At 72.8% G+C, this 15,688-nt stretch carries 13 protein-coding genes; 1 reads left to right on the top strand and 12 read right to left on the bottom strand.

The window, feature by feature from the left end:
* Positions 1-762, bottom strand: coding sequence for an HAD family phosphatase (locus ACIP6W_RS06310; protein ID WP_081985144.1), 762 nt, complete (start codon positions 760-762; stop codon positions 1-3).
* Between the two features lie 165 nt (positions 763-927).
* On the opposite strand from ACIP6W_RS06310, the gene ACIP6W_RS06305 reads away from it, so the two are divergent.
* Positions 928-2,277, top strand: a complete 1,350-nt coding sequence (locus ACIP6W_RS06305) for an APC family permease (RefSeq protein WP_400428708.1) — start codon at positions 928-930, stop codon at positions 2,275-2,277.
* A gap of 76 nt (positions 2,278-2,353) precedes the next feature.
* Here the strand turns inward: ACIP6W_RS06305 and ACIP6W_RS06300 are convergent, their stop codons facing one another.
* From ACIP6W_RS06300 to ACIP6W_RS06250, 11 genes are all read right to left on the bottom strand, one after another.
* Positions 2,354-3,076: an alpha/beta hydrolase gene (locus tag ACIP6W_RS06300; RefSeq protein WP_311205591.1), complete on the bottom strand. Its 723-nt coding sequence runs from the start codon at positions 3,074-3,076 to the stop codon at positions 2,354-2,356.
* Complete coding sequence (locus tag ACIP6W_RS06295) at positions 3,073-4,188, bottom strand: bifunctional GNAT family N-acetyltransferase/class I SAM-dependent methyltransferase (protein ID WP_081985146.1); 1,116 nt, start codon at positions 4,186-4,188, stop codon at positions 3,073-3,075. Before ACIP6W_RS06295 ends, ACIP6W_RS06300 begins: the two co-directional genes overlap by 4 nt.
* A gap of 61 nt (positions 4,189-4,249) precedes the next feature.
* Complete coding sequence (locus tag ACIP6W_RS06290) at positions 4,250-6,391, bottom strand: ArnT family glycosyltransferase (RefSeq protein ID WP_400428705.1); 2,142 nt, start codon at positions 6,389-6,391, stop codon at positions 4,250-4,252.
* A 56-nt stretch (positions 6,392-6,447) separates the two neighbouring features.
* Positions 6,448-6,933: a GNAT family N-acetyltransferase gene (locus tag ACIP6W_RS06285; RefSeq protein ID WP_209684862.1), complete on the bottom strand. Its 486-nt coding sequence runs from the start codon at positions 6,931-6,933 to the stop codon at positions 6,448-6,450.
* Complete coding sequence (locus tag ACIP6W_RS06280; RefSeq protein WP_400428703.1) at positions 6,920-7,441, bottom strand: helix-turn-helix domain-containing protein; 522 nt, start codon at positions 7,439-7,441, stop codon at positions 6,920-6,922. Before ACIP6W_RS06280 ends, ACIP6W_RS06285 begins: the two co-directional genes overlap by 14 nt.
* An 82-nt stretch (positions 7,442-7,523) precedes the next feature.
* The gene (locus tag ACIP6W_RS06275) at positions 7,524-8,225 is read right to left on the bottom strand and encodes a response regulator transcription factor (protein ID WP_209684860.1); all 702 of its coding nucleotides are present in this window, start codon (positions 8,223-8,225) and stop codon (positions 7,524-7,526) included.
* The gene (locus ACIP6W_RS06270) at positions 8,222-10,714 is read right to left on the bottom strand and encodes an ATP-binding protein (RefSeq protein WP_066657223.1); all 2,493 of its coding nucleotides are present in this window, start codon (positions 10,712-10,714) and stop codon (positions 8,222-8,224) included. Before ACIP6W_RS06270 ends, ACIP6W_RS06275 begins: the two co-directional genes overlap by 4 nt.
* 204 nt (positions 10,715-10,918) lie before the next feature.
* The gene (gene kdpC, locus ACIP6W_RS06265) at positions 10,919-11,524 is read right to left on the bottom strand and encodes a potassium-transporting ATPase subunit KdpC (RefSeq protein ID WP_251160673.1); all 606 of its coding nucleotides are present in this window, start codon (positions 11,522-11,524) and stop codon (positions 10,919-10,921) included.
* A gap of 3 nt (positions 11,525-11,527) precedes the next feature.
* Entirely contained in the window at positions 11,528-13,657 is a 2,130-nt protein-coding gene (gene kdpB, locus ACIP6W_RS06260) for a potassium-transporting ATPase subunit KdpB (protein WP_400428700.1), read from the bottom strand.
* The gene (kdpA, locus tag ACIP6W_RS06255) at positions 13,657-15,339 is read right to left on the bottom strand and encodes a potassium-transporting ATPase subunit KdpA (RefSeq protein WP_311205597.1); all 1,683 of its coding nucleotides are present in this window, start codon (positions 15,337-15,339) and stop codon (positions 13,657-13,659) included. Before kdpA ends, kdpB begins: the two co-directional genes overlap by 1 nt.
* Positions 15,339-15,428 (bottom strand): potassium-transporting ATPase subunit F, encoded by a 90-nt coding sequence (locus tag ACIP6W_RS06250; protein ID WP_058729515.1) that lies wholly within the window; start codon positions 15,426-15,428, stop codon positions 15,339-15,341. The genes kdpA and ACIP6W_RS06250 overlap by 1 nt, the downstream gene beginning before the upstream one ends.
* Between the last annotated feature and the right edge of the window lie 260 nt (positions 15,429-15,688).

Genomic DNA, 15,688 nt, shown 5'->3' with positions numbered 1-15,688 from the left:
CTAGCTGGTGCGCGGGGCCGGGAGCTGGTCGACGAGTTCGGCGAGGTCCTGGACGACGACGTCCGCGCCGTGCTCGCGCAGCGCGTCGGCTCCGGCGCCGCGGTCCACGCCGACGACGAGCCCGAAGGCACCGTTCCGACCGGCCTCGACCCCGCTCGTGGCGTCCTCGACGACGACGCACTCGGCCGGGGCCAGCCCGAAGCGCCCGGCGGCGTCGAGGTAGGTGTCCGGCGCGGGCTTGCCGGCGAGGCCGTCCTGACGCGCGACCAGGCCGTCGACGACCACCGGGAAGTGGTCGAGGATCCCCGCCGTCCGCAGGACCTGCGTCGCGTTCGCCGAGCTCGACACGACGGCGACCTGCATGCCGGCGGCGATCGCGGCGACGAGGAACCGGAGCGACCCCGGGTACGGCTCGACGCCGTGCTCGGTCAGCTCGGCCGTGAACTCGGCGTTCTTGCGGTTGCCGAGCGCGCACACGGTGTCGCTCCCGGGGGCGTCGTCCGGCGCGCCCTGCGGGAGCTCGATGCCCCGGGACGCCAGCAACGAACGGACCCCGTCGTAGCGGGGCTTGCCGTCGATGTGGTCGAAGTAGTCCTGCTCCGTGTACGGCGCAGCGCCGTGCTCGGACAGGAACGACGTGAACAGGCGGCTCCACGCGCGCATGTGCACGTCGGCGGTGGGCGTCAGCACGCCGTCCAGGTCGAACAGGAGTGCCCGCGTGTCGGCGAGTCGTGCGGGCGTGCGCCGGTCCGGCATCGTCATCGGAGTTCCTCTGGTCTCGGTGGTCGGTTCGGCTCCGATCGAGTCTAGGACCGCCCCGGCTCGGACGCTCAGGCTCGGGAGGACCCGTGTCGACCGCGCCGAGCGGACCTTCCGGGAGCGCTCGGACCGCTCCCCGTCGAGGTTGGGCGTGACGGAAGGCACCACATGAGCACCACCACGACGGCCCAGGACGGCTCGGGCTCGAAGCTCAAGCAGGCGATCACCGGCCCGCTCCTGTTCCTCTTCATCCTCGGCGACGTGCTCGGCGCCGGCATCTACGCCCTCATGGGCACCCTGTCGAAGGACGTCGGCGGCGCGCTCTGGGCACCGCTGGTCCTCGCGCTGCTCCTGGCCCTGCTGACCGCGGGCTCGTACGCCGAGCTCGTGACGAAGTACCCGAAGGCCGGTGGCGCCGCGGTGTTCGCCGAGCGGGCGTACAAGACGCCGATCGTGTCGTTCCTCGTCGGCTTCAGCATGCTCGCCGCCGGTGTCACGAGCGCCGCGGGGCTCTCGCTGGCGTTCGCGGGCGACTACCTCGGCACCTTCGTGGACCTGCCGCCGGTGCCGACGGCGATCGTGTTCCTCGCACTCGTCGCCTGCCTGAACGCCCGGGGCATCTCCGACTCGCTGCGCAGCAACGTCGTCATGACGATCATCGAGGTCTCCGGCCTGGTCATCGTCATCGTGGTCGTCGCGGTCATGCTGGGCGGTGGCGGCGGCGACGTCTCGCGCATCGGCGCCTTCCCCGCCGAGGCGAACCCCGCACTCGCGACCCTGAGCGCCGCGATCGTCGCCTACTACTCGTTCGTCGGCTTCGAGACCTCGGCGAACATCGCCGAGGAGGTCCGCGACGTCCGTCGCATCTACCCCCGCGCGCTGTTCGGCTCCCTCGCCACCGCCGGCGTCGTCTACGTGCTCGTCGCGCTCGCGAGCTCGATCACCCTGCCCGCCTCGGAGCTGTCCGGGTCGAGCGGCCCCCTGCTGGCCGTCGTGTCGGCGACCGGCGTGCCGATCCCCGACTGGGTGTTCAGCCTCATCGCCCTGGTCGCCGTCGCGAACGGCGCGCTCCTCACGATGATCATGGCGAGCCGCGTCACGTACGGCATGGCGGAGCAGCGGCTCCTGCCCGCCCTGCTCGCGAAGGTCCTGCCGAACCGGAAGACGCCGTGGGTCGCCATCGTCGCGACCACCGTCGTCGCGATGCTCCTGACGCTCGTCGGTGACGTCGGAACCCTCGCCGAGACCGTCGTGCTCCTGCTGCTGTTCGTGTTCATCAGCACGAACGTCGCCGTGCTGGTGCTGCGGAAGGACAGGGTCGAGCACGACCACTTCCGTGTGTGGACGTGGGTGCCGGTGCTCGGGGTGGCGTCCTGCATCCTGCTGCTCACGCAGCAGAGCGGGCAGGTCTGGCTGTACGCCGCCCTGCTGCTGGCCGTCGGCGTGGTGCTGTACTTCGTCGCCCGCGCGACGGGTCGCCGGACCGGTCGCGACCACGAGGCGGGCCGCATCCACTGATCACTCCCCGATCAGCCGACGGTCTGGAGGCTCGGTGCCGGCTGGCACCGAGCCTCCGGTCTGTCGTGTGGTCGCGTCAGCCCAGGGTGCGCACCCAGTCCTGGACGGCCGCGCTGATCTGCGCCCGCGCGTCCTCGCGTGAGATCGTCGCCGTGCGGTCGCCGGGCTGGTCGCCGTACGCGCCGAAGTCGGCGTGGTTCGCACCCTCGATCTCGACCATCCGCGCCGTGGAGGGGAGTTCGTCGCGGGCGGCGGCGACCTTGTCGGGCGTCGAGAGGCCGTCGCGGGAGCCGGAGACGCTGAGGACCTGGACGTACGAGCGAGCGATGTCGTCCGCGCAGTAGCTGCCGAGCAGCAGCAGACCGTCCGCGTCCTGCGCGAGCTGGCACGCGCGGACGCCGCCGAGCGAGTGGCCGCCGACCGCCCAGGTGCGGACACCGGGTGCGTGCGCCTCGAAGGTCGCCAACGGGCGGGTGTCGAAGAACGCCAGGTTCAGCGTCGGCTTCGTGATGACGACGGTGGTGCCCGAGGCGACGACCTGGCGGAAGGTCGCCAGGTACGCGAAGGGGTCGACCTTCGCGCCCGGGATGAAGACGATCCCCTTGCCGTCATCGCTGCCCGTCGGGGTCATCACGACGCTGTCGCCCACGTCGCGCACGGCCACACGATCATCCCGCCAGACCTGCAGCGCAGCGCTCCTGGTGCCCTGCATGACGATGTTCGCGTACACGAGGAAGACCACCGCGAGCAGCACCACCACGGTGACGACCCAGGCGGTCCATCGGAGTGCTCGGTTCACGGTCGGTCCTCCTCGTCGGGCTGGTCCTCCTCGGGCCGACGGGCCGTCACGGTCAGCCAGCGCTCCTCGGCGCCGGGGCGGGTGGTCTCACGGACCCGGACGTCGTGCCACCCGGCGGTCGTGACGGCTGCCGCGAGGGCGTCCTCGTCCCAGTAGGTGAACCAGCGGGGGTCGTCGAGCTTCCGGTCGCTCCAGCCGTCACCCTGGCCGTCACCGTCGCCCCGCTTCACCGTCGCCGCGAGGACGCCACCGGGGCGGACCGCCCGGCGCGCGCGCTCGAGCACGGCGGGGGTGTCCGACCGCGCGACGTGCAGGAGGACCGCGTTCGCGACGACGGCGTCGTACGGGCCGCCCCAGCCGTCGCGGCGGACGTCGAGCACGCGGGCCTCGTGGCCGGCGGCGCGGAGCCGGTCGACGAACGCCGTGGTGCCGTCGGTCCGGTCGACACGGAGGCCCGCTGCCTCGAGCGCGTCCGCGTCCCGACCTGGGCCGGAGCCGAGTTCCAGGACGTGGGCGCCGCCGGGCACGAGGCCGAGCAGGTCGTCGACGAGTCCCGCGCGGTGGTCGTCGGTCCGTTCCGTCCAGCGGTCAGCGCCGCGCTCGTACGCGAGGAGCGTGCGCTCGGCGCTGAGGTCGCGGCGCATCACGGTCTCGGTCCGGCCGTCCGGAAGCCGGTCACCGGGGGTGTCCGTCGCGCTGAACCCGATGCGCTCGTACGCCCGGCGAGCGCGGTCGTTGTCCGGCATCACCGAGAGCTCGAGGTGTTCGGTCCCCTGCACGACGAGCACGCGGGCGACCTCGTCGACGAGGCGTGCGACGAGTCCCCGACCGCGGGCGCCCGGCGCGACCCACATCGAGATCAGCTCGGCCAGCGCGGGGTCGTCCGGGTCGGGGACCCCGCTCGCCATCCCGACGGTGTCGCCCTCCTCGACCGCGAGCAGGTCGACCGCGCCCGGCAGCGACAACCGGGTGCGCCAGCGGTGTTCCGGAGCGTCCTGCCAGTCCTCGAGGCGGGAGCCGAACGCCTGCGGCGCGTCGGTGAGGGCGGCGAGGCGGACCGGGCGCCAGACGGCCCAGTCCTCGGCGGTCACCCGGCGCAGCTCGATGGTCACGGATCGACGGTACCGCCCGCTCGTGTCCGGGGGACGCGGGCGGTACCGGCGGTGTCCGTGGTCAGGACGCCGGCGTGAGGTCGTACATCGTCACGCCGTCGACCGTCGTCGGCTCGTAGTGCGCGGCGACCCACTCGGCGATCTCGGCTGCGGCGTCGCTCCCGCTGCTGCTGGTGCTGGTGCTGGTGCTGGTGCTGCCACCGACGAACCAGTGCACCTTCCCCGCGGCGACGAGTGTCCGGAACTCCGCCAGGGTCGGGGCCGGGTCGGTGCCGTTGTAGCCGCCGATCGCCATCACGGGGTCGCCCGTCGCGAGCTGGTACGTGGCGGCGCTGTTCGACCCGACGGTCGCGGCGGCCCAGGTGTACTCGTCGGCGTCCGCGGACAGCGCGGCGACGACCTCGTCGGACACCTCGGTCGAAGCGCCGAGCAGGTTCGTGCCGCCGCCGGGGGCGTTCGTGGCGCCGTCGGCGCCGCCCGCGGTCCCCGGGCCGTTCGCGTTCTGGCCGTTCGCGTTCTGGCCCGTCCCGTTCTGGCCGTTCGCGTTCTGGCCCGTCCCGTTCTGGCCGCCCGGTGCTCCGCCGGGGCCGCCCTGACCGCCGGGCGCTCCCTGACCGCCGGGCGCTCCCTGGCCGCCGGGGCCACCCTGACCACCGGGCGCGCCGCCGCGACCCCCGCCGAACCCGCTCGTCGTGACGCTCGGCCCGGCCGACGGGAGCGCACCCGTGTGCCCGACCGTGGTGGTCTGCACCGAGAACGCCGTCGGCCCGAGCAGCGCCGCGACGAGCACGGTCGCCACCGTCGCCCCCGCGAGGCCCCGACCGCGCGGCGGCAGCAGGACGAGGACGGTCCCGACGACGGCCGCGACGAGGACCACCCACCGGATCCACGGTTGCCACGACGACGCCTGGGACAGCAGCGCGGACGACCACGCTCCGGAGAGTGCGACGACGCCGGCGGCGACGGTGCGCCAGGCGAGCACCGCGCGGCGCTGCCACAGGAGCCCGGTGCCGATGCCGACCACGCCCGCGATGTACGGCGCGAGCGCCACCGTGTAGTACGGGTGGAAGATCCCGCCCATGAAGCTGAAGACCAGCCCGGTGACGAGCAACGAGCCGCCGAGCACTAGCACGGTCGCGAGCCGCGGGTCACGGCGGCGACGGACCCCGAGCGCCACGAGGGACACGACGAGCAGCACGAGCGCGGTCGGCAGCAGCCAGGTCACCTGCGTGCCGAACTCCGAGCCGAACAGCCGGGTCAGGCCGGTCGAGCCCCACGACCCCGCCCCGGTCGTCCCGCCGGGCACGACGCTCCCCGTCTCGTCGCCCGTGACCCGGCCGAGCCCGTTGTAGCCGAAGGTCAGCTCGAGGAAGCTGTTCGTCTGCGACCCGCCGACGTACGGCCGAGCCGAGGCCGGCACGAGTTCGACGATCGCGACCCACCACCCGGCGGAGACCACCACGGCGAGCGCCGCCGCGGACAGGTGCCCGATCCGCCGGAGCACCGGGCGGGGCGACGCGAGGAGGTACACCCCGACCAGGGGCGGCAGCACGAGGAACGCCTGCAGCTGCTTCGTCAGGAAGCCGAGCCCGACGAGCACGCCGGCCCAGACGACCCACCGCATCCGCCCGGACTCGATCCCGCGCAGCGTCAGGGCGATCGCCCCGACGGTGAGCAGCACGAGCAGGGCGTCCGGGTTGTCGTAGCGGAACATGAGGGTCGCGACCGGGGTCGTGGCCAGGACCGCACCCGCGGTCAGGGCGGCACCGGCCGGGAACCGGCGCCGGACGATCCGGTACAGGACCGCCACCGACGCGACGCCCATCAACGCCTGCGGCACGAGGATCGACCACGAGTTCAGCCCGAACAACCGGACGGAGATGCCGATCACCCAGAGGAACGCCGGCGGCTTGTCGACCGTGATCGCGTTCGCTGCGTCGGAGGAGCCGTAGAAGAACGCCTCCCAGCTCTGGCTCCCCGCCTGCACCGCTGCCGAGTAGAACGCGTTCGCCCAGCCGTTCACGCCGAGGTTCACGACGTAGAGGACAGCGGTCACCAGCAGCAGCCCGAGGAACGCGGGGCGCTCCCACCGCGCGGTGTCCGCACGGCCGCGGACGAGACCGACCAGGCGGTCGCGGACGCCGTGCGGACGGATGGGTGGCGGGAGCAGGCGCGGGCGCTCGGCGGGGATCGTCTGGGTCATGCCCCCGAGGGTGCGATCCCGACGTGCGCGGATCGTCGGCGCAGCCTTGGACGCCCCTAAGGGACCGGTACGGGCGGGACCAGCAGCCGGCTCCACGCGACCTCGTCCCCGAGCTGCCCGGTTGCGCGGAACAGCTCGACCTGCGTCGTGCCGGCGAGCACGGTCGCGAGCTCCGCGCGATCGGCCGGCGCGAAGCCGAGGCCCTGCCAGAACGGCCCGGACCGCCGACTGAACAACCACGCCCGTCGCGCCCCGCCCGCCGTCGCCTCCGCCATCGCGAACCGAGCGAGCGCCGCACCGCGACCCGAGCCGCGCAGCGCCGGTCCGACGGCGACGCTGCGGAGGAGGGCGTGCCTCCCGTCCGGCCCGGTCTCGTACCCGGTGGTACCGACGACGGCGCCGCCCGGACCACGGAGCGCCCAGAGCCGGACGCCCGGGTCCGACAGCCCCGCGACCGTCAGATCGCACGCCGACAGGAAGGCGTGCACCTCGTCGACGTCGTCCGGCCCGACGCGGACCGGCGTCGGCTCAGCGAGCGGCACGGACCGGCACGCTTGTCGCCGACGACAGCGGCCAGCGCCGGTCGAGCCAGGGGCCGAGCACCGAGTCGAGCAGGAACCGTCCGGCCAGCCGCCCGACCACCCAGTACGCCCCGACGAGCAGGAACACCAGCGAGGACCACACGTGCAGGACGAGGAGCAGGACCGTGACGATCCCGAAGGCGATCCCGACCGCGGAGTACAGCGACCAGAACCCGCCGACGAACCGGTCACGCGCGGCCTGCTCCGACGCAGCTGCAGCCGCGGCGGCCTCGGTCCGCTCGTCGAGCCCGCGCACGCCCGGCTCCAGCTCCGCGGGGTCGTCCTGCGCGAAGAGCTCCCGCACCGGGACCTCGAGTGCACGGGCGATCGCGGACAGGGTCTCGAGGCTCGCGTCGTTCCCGCCCTCGAGTCGTTGCACGGTCCGGACGGCCACGCCGCTCGCCTCGGCCAGCCGTTCCTGGGTCCAGCCGCGCTCACGTCGGAGGGTGGCGATCCGCATCTCGTTCATGGTGCCGAGCCTAGGAACGCCCGGGGCGACAGCACCACGACACGGACACGACACGCACCCGCCAGTGCCCCGTCACGGCCCGTCAGACCCCGCTCGGGTCGAACCGGTACCCCATGCCCGACTCGGTCACGAGGAACCGCGGGTGCGACGGCTCAGGCTCGAGCTTCCGCCGCAGCTGCGCCATGTAGAGCCGCAGGTACCCGGAGTCGTTGCCGTGCGTCGGACCCCACACCTCGGTCAGGAGCATCTCGCGGGTCATCAGCCGCCCGGGGTTCGTGACGAGGACCTCGAGCAGCCGCCACTCGGTCGGGGTGAGCCGGATCGCGGGGCCGGTCGGCGGGGTGACCTGCTTCGCGACGAGGTCGACGACCAGGTCGCCGATCGTCACCGTCGGCGTGACCCCCGCGGTCGCCGCGGCCGACGCCTGCCGCCGTCCGAGGGCTCGGAGTCGGGCGAGCAGCTCGTCCATCTGGAACGGCTTCGTGACGTAGTCGTCCGCTCCGGCGTCGAGCGCGTCGACCTTGTCCGACGAGTCGGTCCGCCCAGAGAGCACGAGCACCGGCACCTGCGACCACGCGCGGATGCCCTCGAGCACCCCGATGCCGTCGAGTCGGGGCATGCCGAGGTCGAGCATGACGATGTCGGGGCGCTCGGTGATCACGGCGTCGATGGCGGCCCGACCGTCACGGGCGGTGGCGACGTCGTACCCGCGCGCGGCGAGCGTGACGGACAGGGCGCGGACGAGCTGTGCGTCGTCGTCGGCGATGAGGACCTTCGTGCTCACTTGACATCCACTCCCAGGTGTCCGGCGATCGGCAGCCGCACGACGACGGTGAGCCCGCCGCCCGGGGTGTCGTCGACCTCGATGGTGCCGCCCATGCCCTCGGTGAACCCGCGGGCGAGGGCCAGCCCGAGGCCGAGGCCGGTCTCGTTGTCGGTGTCCCCGAGCCGCTGGAAGGGCTGGAACACCTCGCCGCGGCGGTCCTCGGGGATGCCGGGTCCGTGGTCGGCGACACGCAGCTCGACCCCGCCGCCGAAGGCGCTGGCGGCGACCCGGACCCGGGTGCCCTCCGGCGCGTAGCGCTGCGCGTTCGCGAGCAGGTTGACGACGACGCGCTGCAGGAGCACCGGGTCGGCGAGGACCGGCGGCAGGTCGGCGGGCAGGTCGAGGTCGACGTCGTCCGGCCCGAGTTCGAGCTCGTCGAGCGCGGGGGCGACGACCGTCTCGAGCGCGGTGGGCAGCGGGGTGACGGCGAGCACCCCGGCCTGGACCCGGCTGACGTCGAGCAGGTCGGCCAGCAGGACCGCCAGCTGACCGAGGCTCTCGTCGGCGGTGGCGAGCAGTGCCTCCCGGTCGGGTGCCGACAGCTGGATGTCGGACGCCCGCAGCGTCTGCACGGCGGCGGAGGCCGCCGCGATCGGCCGGCGCACGTCGTGGCCGACGGCCGCGAGGATGGCGCTCCGCACGCGGTCGGCCGCCGCGATCCGCTCGGCGTCGACCGCGGTGCGGGTGAGTCGGCGGTGCTCGACCGCGGCGTCGAGCTGCTGCTCGACGACGCGCAGCAGCCGGCGCTGGGTCGGGTCGTCGGGAGCGCCGGAGAACTCCAGGACGGCGCCGGACGGGAGGCTCGTGGTCGCGTCCGGCCCGTCGGCGAACGTCCCCGACGTGGCCGGGACCTCCTCGCCCTGCCGGATCCGCACGCCGGTGAACCCGAACGCCTCGCGGGTGCGGTCGAGCAGCGCCTGCAGGGCGTCGTCGCCGCGGAGGACGCTGCCGGCGATCCCGACGAGCAGCCCGGACTCGGCCGCCGCGCGACGGGCGGCTCGACTGCGGCGGGCGGACCGGTCGACCACGAAGCTGACCAGGACGGCACTGATCACGTACATCACGAGGGCCACCAGGTGCCACGGTTGCTGGACGGTGACCATGTAGAGGGGTTGCACGAAGAAGTAGTCGAGGCTCAGGCCGGAGAGCACCGCGGTGAAGACCGCCGGCCACATCCCGCCGGTCAGGGCGACGACGAGCACGAGCAGTTGGTACGACAGCACGTCGACCGTGATCGAGTCGGGGTCGCTGCCGAGCGACAGCAGCCAGGTCAGCAGCGGGCCGAGCAGCAGCGAGACCGCGAACGCCGCGGCGATCCGGCCGCGCGAGAGGCTGCCGCCGAGCTTCGGCAGGGCGAACCCGCCGCCGGCGCGCTCGTGCGTGACGACGTGCACGTCGATGTCGCCGGACTCACGGACCACCGTGTTGCCGATGCCCGGCCCGGTCAGTGCGGCGGCGAGGCGGCTGCGACGGCTGACGCCGATCACGATCTGGGTCGCGTCGACCGACTTCGCGAAGCGCACGAGGGTGCTCGGCACGTCGTCGCCGACCACCTGGTGGTACGTCCCGCCGAGCTGCTCGAGCAGGGCGCGCTGCTTGCCGAGCGCGCCGGGGTGGCGCTCGCGCAGCCCGTCGTTCGTCGTGACGTGCACGGCCGCGAGCTCTCCACCGGCACTGCGGGCGGCGATGCGGGCACCGCGGCGCAGCAGGGTCTCGCCCTCGGGACCGCCGGTCAACGCGACGAGCACGCGCTCCCGGGTCTCCCACCGGTGGTCGATGCCGTGCTCGGCGCGGTAGGCCTTGAGCGCGTCGTCGACCTCGTCGGCGAGCCAGAGCAGTGCGATCTCGCGGAGCGCGGTGAGGTTGCCGAGGCGGAAGTAGTTCGAGAGCGCCGCGTCGATGCGAGCGGCCGGGTAGACCAGCCCGTCCGAGAGCCGTTCGCGCAGGGACGCCGGCGACAGGTCGACGACCTCGATCTGGTCGGCGGCGCGGACCACGGTGTCGGGGACGGTCTCGCGCTGCACCGTGCCGGTGATCTCGCGGACGACGTCGCCGAGGGACTGCATGTGCTGGATGTTCACGGTCGAGATGACGCTGATGCCGGCGGCGAGGAGCTCCTCGACGTCCTGCCAGCGCTTCTCGTTCGGGCTGCCCGGGGCGTTCGTGTGCGCGAGTTCGTCGACGAGGGCGACGTCGGGTGCCCGTGCCACGACCGCGTCGAGGTCCATGTCGTCGAGTGCGACGCCGCGGTGCTCGACGACGCGGCGGGGCACGAGCTCGAGACCGTCGACCAGGGCTGCGGTGGCGGCTCGCTCGTGGGTCTCGACGACGGCGACGACGACGTCCCGGCCCTCGGCACGCAGCCGGTGGCCCTCCTCGAGCATCGTGTACGTCTTGCCGACACCCGGAGCGGCGCCGAGCAGCACTCGGAGTTTCCCGCGCTTCACGTGCTCATCCTCCCGCGGTTCGGTGTGGTGTGGTGGTGGTGGTGCGTGGTGCGACGTGCTGCCGAACAACCGGAAGCACGTCGCACCACGCGGTTCCGCGGCGCGAGGTGCTTCCGGTTGTGCTGGCGGCTCCGCCCTCGGGCCGGACCGGGCCGGCCACGGCCAGGCCGAGCCAGACCGGCCGGACCGGCCGGCCGGCCGGCGTCAGCGTTCGGCGGCCAGGGCCAGGTTCAGCTCGAGGACGTTCACGACCGGCTCGCCGAGGAACCCGACCTGCCGGGACTCGGTGTGCTGCTCGACGAGCGTGCGGACCGTCGACTCCGACAGACCCCGGGCGTCGGCCACCCGGGCCGCCTGCTGCAGCGCGTACTCCGGGCTGATGTCCGGGTCGAGCCCCGAGCCCGAGGCGGTGACCGCGTCGGCGGGCACGTCGGCAGCGCTGACCCCGTCGGCCTCCGCCACGGCGGCCCGCCGCTCCTCGATGCTCTTGAGCAGGTCGGGGTTGTTCGGCCCGAGGTTCGAGCCGGACGAGGCGTTCGCGTCGTAGCCGTCCTCGCCCGCGGCACTCGGACGCGACTGGAACCAGCGGTCGGCCCGGGCCCCCGCGAAGGACTGCCCGATCAGGGACGAGCCGACGACCTTCCCGGAGGAGTCGGTGACCATCGAGCCGTTCGCCTGGTCGTGGAAGGCCGCCTGCCCGACGCCCCACACCGCGAGCGGGTAGGCGACGCCGAGGACGACGGTGGACAGCAGGGCGAGACGGATCGCCACACCGGTGGAACGGAGGAAGGAGCGTGATGAGGAAGCCATGGTCTAGAACCCCGGGATGAGACCGACCACGAGGTCGATCAGCTTGATACCGATGAAGGGGACGATGACGCCGCCCAGCCCGTACACGAGCAGGTTGCGTCCGAGGACGGACGATGCCGAGGCGGCGCGGTAGCGCACACCCCGCAGCGAGAGCGGGATGAGCGCCACGATGACGAGCGCGTTGAACACGACGGCCGACAGGATCGCCGACGCCGGGCTGTGCAGCCCCATGACGTTGAGCGCCGCGAGGCCGGGGAACGCCGCCTGGAACATCGCCGGGATGATCGCGAAGTACTTCGCGACGTCGTTGGCGATCGAGAACGTGGTGAGCGCCCCGCGGGTGATGAGCAGCTGCTTGCCGATCCGGACGACGTCGATGAGCTTCGTCGGGTCGGAGTCGAGGTCGACCATGTTGCCGGCCTCCTTCGCAGCGGTCGTGCCGGTGTTCATCGCGACGCCGACGTCGGCCTGAGCCAGGGCGGGGGCGTCGTTCGTGCCGTCACCGGTCATCGCGACGAGGTTCCCGCCCTCCTGTTCCTTCCGGATGTAGGCGAGCTTGTCCTCGGGCGTGGCCTCGGCGAGGAAGTCGTCGACGCCGGCCTCGGCGGCGATCGCGGCCGCGGTGCGGGGGTTGTCGCCGGTGATCATCACCGTGCGGATGCCCATCGACCGCAGCTCCGCGAAGCGCTCGGCCATGCCGTCCTTCACGACGTCCTTCAGGTGCACGACCCCGAGCAGGTCGACGGCGCCCGAGGCCGAGCGACGGCCGACGACGAGCGGCGTCCCGCCCTGGTCGGAGATCTCGGCGACCGCGGTGTCGACCGCGGCGACCACGGCGGCGTCGGCAGACCCCGCCCAGGCGAGCACGGCGGCCGCTGCACCCTTGCGGATCTGCGATCCGTCGGCCAGGTCGAGCCCGGACATGCGGGTCTGCGCGGTGAAGGGCACCTCGAGCGCACCCGCCGGGGTGCCGGGCGTGATGCCGTCCTGCTCGGCGAGCGTGACGATGGAGCGGCCCTCCGGCGTGCTGTCCGCGGCGCTCGACAGGGCTGCGGCCTCCATGAGCGTCGCGACCGTGACGCCCGGGACGGGCACCACGCGCGATGCCTGCCGGTTGCCGTACGTGATCGTGCCGGTCTTGTCGAGGAGCAGCGTGGTGATGTCCCCGGCCGCCTCGACCGCGCGCCCGGACATCGCGAGCACGTTGTGCTGCACGAGCCGGTCCATGCCGGCGATGCCGATCGCCGAGAGCAGCGCGCCGATGGTGGTCGGGATGAGGCAGACGAGCAGGGCGATGAGCACCGGCACGCTGACGGTCGCACCGACGAGGCCGGCGATGGGCTGCATCGTCAGGCAGACGATCACGAAGACGATCGACAGCGACGCCAGCAGGATGTTCAGCGCGATCTCGTTCGGCGTCTTCTGCCGCGCGGCACCCTCGACGAGCCGGATCATCCGGTCGATGAAGGTCTCGCCGGGCGTCGAGGTGATGCGCACGACGATCCGGTCGGACAGCACCCGCGTCCCACCGGTGACGGCGCTGCGGTCGCCACCGGACTCGCGGATGACGGGCGCCGACTCGCCCGTGACCGCGGACTCGTCGACGCTGGCGATGCCCTCGACCACGTCACCGTCGCCGGGGATGACCTCGCCGGCGACGACCACCACGACGTCGCCCTTCGCGAGGTCCACTGAGGCGACCTCCTCGGTGTCGTTCGACAGCGCGGCGGCGTCGGACGCATCCCATCGCAGCACCCGGCGGGCGCTGGTCGTCGAGCGGGTCTTCCGCAGGGTGTCGGCCTGCGCCTTGCCCCGGCCCTCGGCGACGGCCTCGGCCAGGTTCGCGAAGACGACGGTCAGCCAGAGCCACACCGCGATCGCGGCGGTGAACACCGACGGCTCGACGAACGCGGTCACGGTGGTGAGCGCGGCGCCGACCTCGACGATGAACATGACGGGGTTGCGCCACATCAGGCGCGGGTCGAGCTTGCGGAGGGCGCCCGGGAGGCCCGCCGCCAGTTGACGGGGACCGAACGCGGACGATCGGGCGACCGGCCGGGAGGCACTGCTCGCCTCCGGCGCGCTGGTCACGGTGGACGAGGGGGTCGGGGTGGACACGGGTTCGGTTCCCATCAGGAGAGGGCCTCCGCGAGCGGGCCCAGGGCGAGCACGGGGAAGTAGGTGAGTGCGGTGACGATCACGGCGACGGCACCGAGCAGGCCGATGAACAGCGGCCGGTGCGTCGGCAGGGTGCCGACGGTCGCGGGCACCTTGTCCTGTGCGGCCAGGGACCCGGCGAGCGCCAGCACGAGCGCGATCGGGATGAACCGGCCGAGCAGCATCACGACGCCGAGCGCCGAGTTCATCCACGTGGTGTTCGCGGTGAGACCGCCGAACGCCGAGCCGTTGTTGTTCGCGCCGGAGGTGAAGGCGTAGAGCAGCTCGGACAGCCCGTGGTTGCCGGGGTTGAAGATGCTCGTGCCGAGGACCTGCTCACGGACACCCGGGATCACCAGGGACAGTCCGGTGCCGAGCAGCACCAGGGTCGGCGTGACGAGGATGTACAGCGCCGCGAAGGTCATCTCACGGGCGCGGATCTTCTTGCCGAGGTACTCCGGGGTCCGGCCGACGAGCAGTCCGCCGATGAACACCGTGATCACGGCGAGCACGAGCATGCCGTACAGGCCGGAGCCGACGCCGCCGGGGCTGATCTCGCCGAGCATCATGTTGAGGAGCGCCATCATCCCGCCGATCGGCGTGAAGCTGTCGAACATGCCGTTCACGGCGCCCGTCGACGTGGCGGTCGAGGTCGTGCCGAAGAGCGTCGTGCCGAGGATGCCGAAGCGCATCTCCTTGCCCTCCATCGCCGCACCGGCCGCCTGCGTGGCGCTGCCGCCGCCCGCGAGCTCGGCGATCGACATCACCGAGAGCGACACGAGGAAGATCGCGCCCATCACGGCGAGGATCGCGTACCCCTGGCGGTCGTCACCGACGAGCCGCCCGAACGTGCGGGGCAGCGAGAACGGGATGACGAGCATGAGGAAGACCTCGACGAGGTTCGTCCACGCCTGCGGGTTCTCGAACGGGTGCGCCGAGTTCGCGTTGAAGTAGCCGCCGCCGTTCGTGCCGAGCTCCTTGATCGCCTCCTGCGACGCGACGAAGCCGTCGGGGATGTGCTGGGTGCCACCCGCGAGCGTGGCGATGTCCGTGCCGCTGCCCCACGACTGCACGACGCCGCCGGCGACCAGGACGATCGCGAAGACGAACGCCCCGGGGAGCAGGAGCCGGCCGGTGCCGCGGACGACGTCGACCCAGACGTTGCCGAGCGTGCCGCTCCTCCGCCGTGCGAACCCGCGCACCAGGGCCACGGCGACCGCGAGCCCGACCGCGGCGGACAGGAAGTTCTGCACCGCGAGCCCTGCCATCTGCACGGAGTACCCCACGGTGGCCTCGGGCGAGTACGACTGCCAGTTGGTGTTCGCGACGAAGGACGCGGCGGTGTTGAACGCGAGCGACGGGCCGACGTTCGGCAGCCCGAGGTCACCGGGCAGCACGACCTGGATGCGCTGCAGCAGGTAGACGAGCAGCACGCCGACGGCGCTGAAGAGCAGCACGCCGCGCAGGTACGCGGGCCAGGACTGCTCGGCGTCGGGGTCCACACCGATCACGCGGTAGACGCCGCGCTCGATGCGGGCGTGCTCCGTGGGCGTGTAGACACGCGCCATCCAGTCACCGACCGGGCGGTACGCGACCACGAGGAGCAGGACGAGGGTGGCGACCTGGGCGATCCCGGCCCAGGTGTCGGCAGCGCTCATCAGAACCGCTCCGGGTGCACGAGCGCCCACACGAGGTAGACGACCGAGGCGATGCCGAGGACGGCGGCGGCGATGGTGACGACGATCACAGCCGCTCCACCCCCTTGGCGATGAGTGCCACGACACCGAACACGGCGAGGACACCGGCGACGACGAAGACGTCGAACACGAAGGACTCCGTTGGTTGCTGCGGGTCCGACGCCGGGCGGCGCGGACCGCACCACGTGTGGTGCGGTACTGATGCTGGTTCCGGCCGTGTGCCTCCAGGCCGGTCCTCACGGAATCCTCACGCCGTCCTGACGGACGCGTGCACCGCCCTAACGCGCAGGGCACGAGGGAGCTTCACCGT

The sequence above is a fragment of the Curtobacterium sp. NPDC088465 genome (assembly GCF_044753165.1).
GTDB lineage: Bacteria > Actinomycetota > Actinomycetes > Actinomycetales > Microbacteriaceae > Curtobacterium.
The sequence above is the reverse complement of the archived record's forward strand: the minus strand, read 5'-3'. Positions and strand labels throughout refer to the sequence as shown.

Coding starts and splice junctions, on each gene's coding strand:
- ACIP6W_RS06310 (WP_081985144.1), bottom strand. CDS start 762: ATGACGATGCCGGACCGGCGCACGCCCGCACGACTCGCCGACACGCGG.
- ACIP6W_RS06305 (WP_400428708.1), top strand. CDS start 928: ATGAGCACCACCACGACGGCCCAGGACGGCTCGGGCTCGAAGCTCAAG.
- ACIP6W_RS06290 (WP_400428705.1), bottom strand. CDS start 6,391: ATGACCCAGACGATCCCCGCCGAGCGCCCGCGCCTGCTCCCGCCACCC.
- ACIP6W_RS06280 (WP_400428703.1), bottom strand. CDS start 7,441: ATGAACGAGATGCGGATCGCCACCCTCCGACGTGAGCGCGGCTGGACC.
- kdpC (WP_251160673.1), bottom strand. CDS start 11,524: ATGGCTTCCTCATCACGCTCCTTCCTCCGTTCCACCGGTGTGGCGATC.
- kdpB (WP_400428700.1), bottom strand. CDS start 13,657: ATGGGAACCGAACCCGTGTCCACCCCGACCCCCTCGTCCACCGTGACC.
- kdpA (WP_311205597.1), bottom strand. CDS start 15,339: ATGAGCGCTGCCGACACCTGGGCCGGGATCGCCCAGGTCGCCACCCTC.